This is a genomic window from Cobetia sp. (genome assembly GCF_983723665.1).
In genome coordinates, this window is record NZ_CFDJES010000109.1 from 2,070 (window position 1) to 10,049 (window position 7,980).

Annotated in this window: 7 protein-coding genes and 2 pseudogenes; 3 read left to right on the plus strand and 6 right to left on the minus strand. The window is 63.5% G+C overall.

Going from position 1 to position 7,980, the window contains the following annotated elements; genetic code table 11:
* From AC4FAH_RS10970 to AC4FAH_RS10985, 4 genes and pseudogenes are all read right to left on the minus strand, one after another.
* Positions 1-257 (minus strand): annotated as a pseudogene (locus tag AC4FAH_RS10970) (hypothetical protein); the annotation flags it as partial.
* Positions 247-909 (minus strand): ATP-binding cassette domain-containing protein, encoded by a 663-nt coding sequence (locus AC4FAH_RS10975; protein WP_288989511.1) that lies wholly within the window; start codon positions 907-909, stop codon positions 247-249. The pseudogene AC4FAH_RS10970 and the gene AC4FAH_RS10975, both read right to left, overlap by 11 nt.
* A gap of 70 nt (positions 910-979) precedes the next feature.
* On the minus strand, positions 980-1,861 hold the full coding sequence (locus AC4FAH_RS10980; RefSeq protein WP_287020075.1) for a putative selenate ABC transporter substrate-binding protein: 882 nt from the start codon (positions 1,859-1,861) through the stop codon (positions 980-982).
* Between the two features lie 220 nt (positions 1,862-2,081).
* On the minus strand, positions 2,082-2,939 hold the full coding sequence (locus tag AC4FAH_RS10985) for a MurR/RpiR family transcriptional regulator (protein WP_043332471.1): 858 nt from the start codon (positions 2,937-2,939) through the stop codon (positions 2,082-2,084).
* 390 nt (positions 2,940-3,329) lie between these two features.
* Here AC4FAH_RS10985 and zwf point away from each other — a divergent pair, with 390 nt between their 5' ends.
* From zwf to AC4FAH_RS11000, 3 genes are read left to right on the plus strand one after another with little or no spacing between them, the layout of a single operon-like run.
* Complete coding sequence (gene zwf, locus AC4FAH_RS10990; RefSeq protein ID WP_054555073.1) at positions 3,330-4,820, plus strand: glucose-6-phosphate dehydrogenase; 1,491 nt, start codon at positions 3,330-3,332, stop codon at positions 4,818-4,820.
* Between the two features lies 1 nt (position 4,821).
* Positions 4,822-5,514, plus strand: coding sequence for a 6-phosphogluconolactonase (gene pgl / locus AC4FAH_RS10995; protein ID WP_286987171.1), 693 nt, complete (start codon positions 4,822-4,824; stop codon positions 5,512-5,514).
* A gap of 56 nt (positions 5,515-5,570) precedes the next feature.
* Positions 5,571-6,233 (plus strand): bifunctional 4-hydroxy-2-oxoglutarate aldolase/2-dehydro-3-deoxy-phosphogluconate aldolase, encoded by a 663-nt coding sequence (locus AC4FAH_RS11000; protein ID WP_286987170.1) that lies wholly within the window; start codon positions 5,571-5,573, stop codon positions 6,231-6,233.
* A 231-nt stretch (positions 6,234-6,464) separates the two neighbouring features.
* On the opposite strand, the gene AC4FAH_RS11005 is transcribed toward AC4FAH_RS11000, so the two are convergent.
* Positions 6,465-7,511 carry a ketopantoate reductase family protein gene (locus AC4FAH_RS11005; protein WP_286987169.1) on the minus strand — a complete coding sequence of 349 codons (1,047 nt, stop codon included), beginning with the start codon at positions 7,509-7,511 and terminating at the stop codon, positions 6,465-6,467.
* 77 nt (positions 7,512-7,588) lie between these two features.
* Positions 7,589-7,980: pseudogene (locus AC4FAH_RS11010) on the minus strand (hypothetical protein); the annotation flags it as partial.

A 7,980-nucleotide genomic window follows, 5' to 3' on the forward strand; every position in this document is an offset into this window, starting at 1 on the left:
GCGATGGTCAGGATCAGAGCGTGCAGCGGGGATTCCAGCGCGCCGGGAGCCGGCGATGCCATGCCCGCCAGCATGCGGCCCAGTTCCTGCCAAGGGTCGCGCGAGGTGACGGAGAGATCGGCGAAGGGCACCAGCACCAGCATGGCGATGACCAGACCACCACCGAGGCGCAACAGGCGCGCGCCGTCACTGCGTGCCTGCCACCAGCGAGGAGGATGGCGCAGCTCTGCTGTCATGGTGGAGGGGTCAGCTGACATCGGATGACTCGCGGGTCGCCGCAGCGGGGTACAGGAAATCCAGGTCGCCAGGCGTCAGTCCGTCGGTCGCGACATCCAGCAGCACGTGCCCCTGGCCGTCAGCCTGTTTGCCAAGCCCGATCACGCGCGTGAAGTGAGTAAGCGCCAACTCACGCTGATGAAGCGCCACCACACTGGTGACGTGACGGGCATGTATTAGCTGGATCAACTGACTGGCCTGATGCGGATCCACGCTTGCGACGGGCTCGTCACCGAGGAACAGATCATGGCCCTGATAGAGCGCGCGTGCGATGGCGACACGCTGGCGCTGACCGCCGGAAAGCGCCTCGACGGAGCGCTCCATCAGGCCGGCAATACCCAGCGGTTCGCACAATGTGGCGACCGCCTGCCAATGAGCCGGTTTCGGGCGCAGCAGATTGAGCAGGTTGGTCAGCCGTGAGTGCTGGTCCAACCGGCCCATGAAGATGTTGTGGTAGACCGACAATTGCGGCACCAGTCCCTGGCGTTGAGGGCACCAGGCGGCCGCTACGTCGCGCTGTTGCAGCGCGGCGCGCAGGGCTTCCAGCAGCGTGGACTTGCCTGCGCCACTGGCGCCGAGCAGGGCGATGCGCTCGCCCGGCAGGAGGCGAATATCCAGATCACGCAAGACCACCTCGGCGCCATGGCCGAGGTGGTCTTGCGAAAGGTGTAGCAGTGGAGAGGGTGTTTCCTGGGTCATGAGCTCAGCGCAGCAGACCGAGCTGTTCACCGACGGTCTTGATCGGCGCGTAGTCATCGTTGCTGGCCGGAATGAAGCCGGAGCGCGGGAAGCTCTCGAGCAGGTCCGGGTCCTTCATATCCAGCAGTGCCGTGGTGACATGGGCGGTGAAGTCCGCGCCGAAGTGGCTGTCGGCATCGCCACGAATGGTCCACTGATAATCCGGGTAGGCCGGCGTCTGCCACAGCACCTGCACCTTGCTCGGGTCGACCTTGCCGTCCTTGACTGCCGCTTCCCACACCGCGAAGTTGACCGCGCCCACGTCATAGGTGCCGGCGGCGACCAGTGCGATGGTGCGTGAGTGGTCGCCGGAGAAACCGACGCGGCTGAACAGGGCGTCCGGCGCCTGCTGGAACTGCTCGCGCAGATAGTATTCCGGCATCAGGCGGCCTGAAGTGGAGGTCTTGGCGCCGAAGGTGAAGGAGTGGCCTTCGAGGGAGTCGGGCAGGGCGTCCAGCGGCTCGGCGGCATCGCCGGCCAACTTGAGGTCGCGACGCGCGATGAAGTAGCTGCGGAAGGCAGCGTCTTCCACGCCCTGGGCGATGGCGACGGAGCCCGGCACCATCTGACGAGCCTGAACGCCTGTCAGGCCGCCGAACCAGGCCATCTGGATCTGATCATTGCGGAAAGCGCTGACGGCGGCGCTGTAGGATTTGACCGGCACATACTCGACATCGACGCCCAGCTTCTCTTCCAGATAGTCGGCGACCTTGTCGAAACGCTCGACCAGGCGTGACTCGTCTTCATCCGGAATCGCCGTGAACTTGAAGGTGTCGGCCTGAGCCAGACTCATGCTCACGGGAAGGGCGGAAATCAGGGTCAGAGCAGCAGTGGCCAGCCAGCGCATGGGAAGCATCCTCAGCATTCACGACATGAGACATCATGCGGCGAGCACCGCATGTCAGGGGGTATGGCGCGTATTGTTGTGTCTTGATCACGCGGGTGCAAGCCCCGCGCCATGCCTGAAGGATCGCTCAAGTGGCGCTGAAGAGTCAGTAGCGCGTTGAATGGCTGCGCAGGAAGAGCTCATTTGCCGTGGCTGGGGCTGATGACTTGCTGGCTAATGCTCAAGACTCCGGTGGGAAACGGGTGTCCTTCAAGCTGTCCTTGATCTTCTTGAGGTGCTGCTGGAAGTCTTCTCCACGGCGCAGCGTCACGCCGGTGGCCAGCACGTCGATCAGGGCCAGGTGGATCATGCGTGAGGTCATCGGCATATAGATATCGGTGTCTTCCGGTGCCATGACTTCCAGCACTTCGGTGCACTCGCGCGCCAGCGGAGAGTCCGGTGCGGTGATGCCCAGTACCGCGGCGCCATTGCTGCGTGCGAGCTTGGCGATATCGACCAGCTCGCGGGTGCGTCCGGTGTAGGAGATGATCACGATCACGTCGCCGGTATGGCAGGCGGCGGCCACCATGCGCTGCATGAGCACGTCTTCATAGGCCATGACCGGCAGGTTGAAGCGGAAGAACTTGTGCTGGGCATCCGCCGCGACCGGGCCTGAAGCGCCAAGGCCGAAGAAGCAGATCTGCTTGGCCTGGCTCAGGTAGTCGACGGCGCGTTCGATGCGCCTGGGGTCCAGTGCGCGACGGGCATCGTCGAGCGCGGCCACGGTGGCGCCGAGAATCTTGTCGCCATAGGCGGCGGCATCATCGTTCTGATCGACACTGCGTGACACGTAGGGCGTGCCGCCGGCCAGACTCTGGGCCAGCTTGATCTTGAAGTCGGGGAAGCCCTTGGCATCGAAGTTGCGACAGAAGCGGTTGACGGTCGGCTCACTGACCAGTGAGGCCTGAGCGAGCGCCGCGATGCTCATGCCGGTGGCCGCAGCCGGGTCCGCCAGAATGACGTCGGCGACCTTGCGCTCGGAGCGATTGAGCTCGTCGAGACGTTCACGGATGCGATTGATGAGGTCGTGTACTGCCATTCGCCTGTTACCCTGCCATTGTGTAGTGAAATAACTACGTAATCTGGGCATCCTAGCCTCACTCGTCTGGTAGGCCAAGCATCTCTTTGGGTCACTTGCTGATCCAGGGGCGCGAAGGACGAGGTGAAAGCGAAAGCGCCGCTGACTACCACTTTTAGGTAAGTTTACCTATTTGTGGGGCGAATTGTCTTGAGTGACAGCGGCGTTATCGCTACATTTGTTGTTAATATAACCAGCCATGTATCGCCAACGCCTTCCCGGTGCCGTGTGTCATTCGAGCCTCTCCTCGCCGCGCCAGCCTGCGCAGCCTTCCAGGAAGCGGGTTCGAAGTCGCCCACCTTGTCGGTCATTTCGGCATACAGGGCAGTTTCGACGGGAGAAATCGGCGGCATGAGTTCCGACATCATTCCGGGCGTGGATATTGCCCTGTTCGGCGCCTTGGGCGACCTCGCCAAGCGCAAGCTATATCCAGCCCTCTATCACCTCGACCGTGACGGTCTGCTCGAGAAGGCAACCCGCCTGATCGGTCTGGCGCGTCAGGATGTCAGCCTCGAATCCTTCAAGGACACCGTGCAGGCGGCGCTCAAGGAGCGCGTCAAGCCGGAACACCTCGAGAAGGAATGCATCGAGCGCTTCCTCTCTCGCATCAGCTATGCGGCGCTGGACTTCAGTACCGTGGAAGGCTATTCCGCAATTGCCGACTGGCGTGTGGATGCCAAGGGCAAGCCGTCGCCGCGCCCGCTGATGATCTATCTTTCCGTACCGTCGCGTATCTACGGCGACATCAGCAGCAATCTGCAGGCGGCGGGCTGTCTCGACGAGCACTCGCGTGTCGTGGTCGAGAAGCCGATCGGTTCTGATCTGGAGAGCTCGCGCGTCGTCAACGACGCGATCGGCGCCGTCTTCCACGAATCCCAGATCTATCGTATCGATCACTATCTGGGCAAGGAAACCGTCCAGAACCTGATCGCGCTGCGCTTCGCCAACCCGATGTTCGGCAATCAGTGGAATCAGAACCAGATTTCCCACGTCGAGATCACCGTGGCGGAGAAGGTCGGCATCGAAGGGCGCTGGGGCTACTTCGATCAGGCCGGTCAGCTGCGTGACATGGTGCAGAACCACCTGCTGCAGCTGCTGTGTCTGATCGCGATGGATCCGCCGTCCAACCTGGACGCGGACGCCATTCGTGACGAGAAGGTCAAGGTGCTCAAGGCGTTGCGCCCGATCACCGGCGAGCGTCTCAACACGGATCTGGTGCGTGGTCAGTACATCGCGGGTGCCGTCGATGGCCAGCACGTGCCGGGCTACCTCGATGAAGAGGGTGCCAACACCGAATCCCAGACCGAGACCTTCGTGGCCTTCAAGACCGAAGTCTCCAACTGGCGCTGGGCCGGTGTGCCGTTCTACCTGCGGACCGGCAAGCGCATGCCGGAGAAGCTGTCACAGATCGTGATCCACTTCCGTCAGCAGCCGCACTACATCTTCGATCCGGACCAGCGCTCGCTGGCGGCCAACAAGCTGATCATTCGTCTTCAGCCGTCCGAAGGCATCTCCCTGCAGGTGCTGACCAAGGACTCCGGTCTCGACAAGGGCATGCGTCTGCGTCCGGGCCCGCTGGATCTCGACTTCAACAGCGCCTTCCCCAAGCGCCGTATTCCGGAAGCTTACGAACGTCTGCTGCTTGAGGTCATCAAGGGCCAGCAGTATCTGTTCGTGCGTCGTGACGAGATCGAACACGCCTGGCGCTGGGTCGATACCCTCATCGATGGCTGGGAATCCCGCGCCGCCACGCCGCGCCGTTATCCGGCCGGCTCCTGGGGGCCCGTCTCCTCGATCGCGATGATCACGCGCGACGGTCGCAGCTGGTATGAGGAGTATTGAGATGAGCGCCACCGTGACTGAGCAGGACCCGCGCGTACAGACCGCACACAGTCTCGCCGAGTATCTGGCCGCCGCCTTGCGTGCTGATCTCGACGTTGATCCGTCAGCGCGTGCGCTGCTGGTGGTTTCCGGCGGCTCCACGCCCAAGCCGCTGTTTGCCGCGCTGCGCGACAAGCCGCTGGATTGGTCGCGGGTCGATATCACCCTCGCCGATGAGCGTTGGGTGAGCGAAGACGCCGATGACAGCAATGCACGCTTCGTGCGTGAGCACCTGCTGAGCGGTGCGGCCAGTGCCGCCACCTTCCATCCGCTGACCAACGCCGAGGCAGAGCCGGAAGACGGTTGCGCAGAAGTGAGTGCTCGCATCGCGGCGCTCCCCTGGCCGGCCTCCGCGCTGATTCTCGGCATGGGCGGCGATGGCCACACGGCCTCGCTGTTCCCGGATGGCGACCGCCTGCAGGAAGCGATGACCAGTGCGGATTGCTGTGTCCCGATGCGTGCACCCAGCGTGCCGCAGGCGCGTATCACGCTGTCTCTCGAGCGTCTGCGCCAGACGCGTCGTACCGTGCTTCATCTCACGGGGACCGACAAGCAGGCCGTGCTGTCGCGCGCGCTGAGCGACGTCGAGGCGGTCAGTGAACTGCCGATTCGTGCCTTCCTGTCCGCGCCGCTGGCGCTTTACTGGGCCCCCTGACCACATCGGCCGCGGCCAGCCACAAGGGAGGCTGGCCGCGGCACAAGGAGAACGCCATGAGCTTTGAAAAACAGCTTCCGTCGACTCGTACCACCGAGATCGACAGCATCTGCCAGAAAGCCTCCGTGCTGCCGGTGATCGCCGTCGAGCGCATCGAGGACGCCGTACCGCTGGGCAAGGCCCTCTACGAAGGTGGCCTGACCGTACTGGAAGTCACGCTGCGCACCGATTGCGCGCTGGAAGCCATCCGCCTGATGCGTGAAGCGCTGCCCAACGCCAGCATCGGTGCCGGCACCGTGCTGACGCCGGAACAGTATCGCCAGGTGGAAGAGCTGGGTGTCGACTTCATCGTCACGCCGGGCACCACCGAAGCGCTGTACCAGTACGGCGTGACCAGCAGCGTGCCGATGCTGCCGGGTGTCGCGACCGTCTCGGAGCTGATGACGGGCTGGCAGTACGGTTACCGTCGCTTCAAGTTCTTCCCGGCGGAAGCCTCGGGCGGCGTCAATGCGATCAAGTCCTTCGGTGGCCCGATCAGCGAAGCTCGCTTCTGCCCGACTGGCGGCATTTCCCTGAGCAACGCCGCTGACTACCTCGCGCTCAAGAACGTGATGTGTGTCGGTGGTAGCTGGGTCGCGCCGCAGAAACTGATCGATGCGGGTGACTGGGATGGTATCCGCGAGCTGGCGCGTGAAGCCTCAGAGCGTTTCCACCGCTGAAGCCTGATATCTGGATGAGTGCTGGCCACTGATCCAGCGGTTGCCTGCCAACGTCATGCACGCCGTCGTGCTTGAGGCTGACAGGCTGCCAGTACTGCTCTCTCTCGACAGCTTGGCTGTTGCTTGTGACCCGTCTCTCGCGAGGCGGGTCTTTTTTATGCGCGTCATCTGGGGAGAGAGGCGAGGCTAACTTGTCTGGCTGGAGTCGCTGGGCTGGTTGTGATGTCGGTCTCAGCGCTGCGGCGTGCTCAGCTGGCGGTAGAGGTCATCCAGCAAGGGCAGGGCCAGCCCATGTCGGGCGGCAGTGCGGCGCAATGGGCCAAGGATCGCCTCGACCTCGGTAGGGCGACCGGCGAGCACATCCTGCAGCATCGAGGCGCGATTGTTGGCGGTCGCGCGGATGACCTGTTCGACCAGCGCCTGCCAGCCTTCCCCCGGGGCAGGGATGCCTTCGCTATCCAGTACCGCGCTGATCTCCTCGACCGCCTGGCGAACCATCGGGGCAAATGGCCGGTCACGCAGCTGGCCGTTGCGAATGCGATAGCGTGCCACCAGGGGATTGATCGCCGCATTGATCGCCAGCTTGTGCCACAGGCGAGTCTGGATGTCTGGCGTCTGCTCGCACGCAAACCCTGCAGCCTTGAGCCAGTCACCTTGCATGAGAGCGGCCTGATTGGACTGGCTGTCGTGATCGCCGTCACCGCCACTCTGCCATGCGCCCAGCCAGGTGTGGCCGCGCCCGGCGTGTTGCACGCCAAGGTGTTGGAGGTCATCCGCTGTTGAGCCATTGTCAGGCGTCGTGCTTGCGCCAGTCTCGGCTGGCAGCCAGGCGCCTTCGGTGGTGCTGGCGCATAGCAGGTTGGCGTGGCGTTCGGCCAGCCACGGCTGAGCGCTCAGGCCATTCTGCCAGCAGGTCACGGGAGTCCCGGGCGTGATATGTGGTGCCAGTTGCTGCCAGACGGCGGGTACACCGTGGGCCTTGGTCGTCAGCCAGATGGCGGAAGGCTTTCTGGATGGCGAGCCTTGCAGTGTGTCAATTGTTGAATAATTTATCTTTGCGCTAACAGTGTGTGATGCTGGCGTGGTCATGTCGAGCATGACCGCTTGCCCCGCCATTGCCTGACGCCCCAGCAGCAGGACACGCGGTAGCTCGGTTGCTCCCTGCTCACGCAGCTCTCGCTGGCGCGCTGCCATCAGTGATGCCGCCAGCAGGCGCCCGATGGCGCCCGGGCCGATGATCCACAGCCAGTTATCTTCCGGATCAGTCATTGTGTGCATATTCGTCATCTTGTCATGGAGAGCAGTGCAGTGCGTGAGCGCAGGAGGAGGCCGGTTGTACTTCACCTGACCCGCTGTCAGCTATCGGTCTTGCGCCGTGACCCAGTCTCTCGCTTGCGGGGACTTCTGGATGAGGCACTTTTACGAGAAGCGCCGTCCTTATTGCTGCCAGCAGTGCTGCCAGAAGCTGCCTTGCCAGAAGCGGTCTTGCCTGAAGAGCTGCCAGAGGCGCGCTTCTTGTAGGAGGTGGCCTTGCGACGCGAGCCGCTCTTGCCGCCGCCCTTGCGTGGCGCGGGGGTCGCACCGCCGACGCTGGCCAGTGCCGTGCTCAGACGGCTGGCGGAGCTATCGGCGAGCAGCGCACGCAGATCCACGATCAGCTCGCTCAAGAAGGGCGCCGCCGGGTCGCCTTGCTCGTGGATCATGCTCAGGCGTTGCTCCCACTGTGCGGTGCGCTCCGGACGCGATA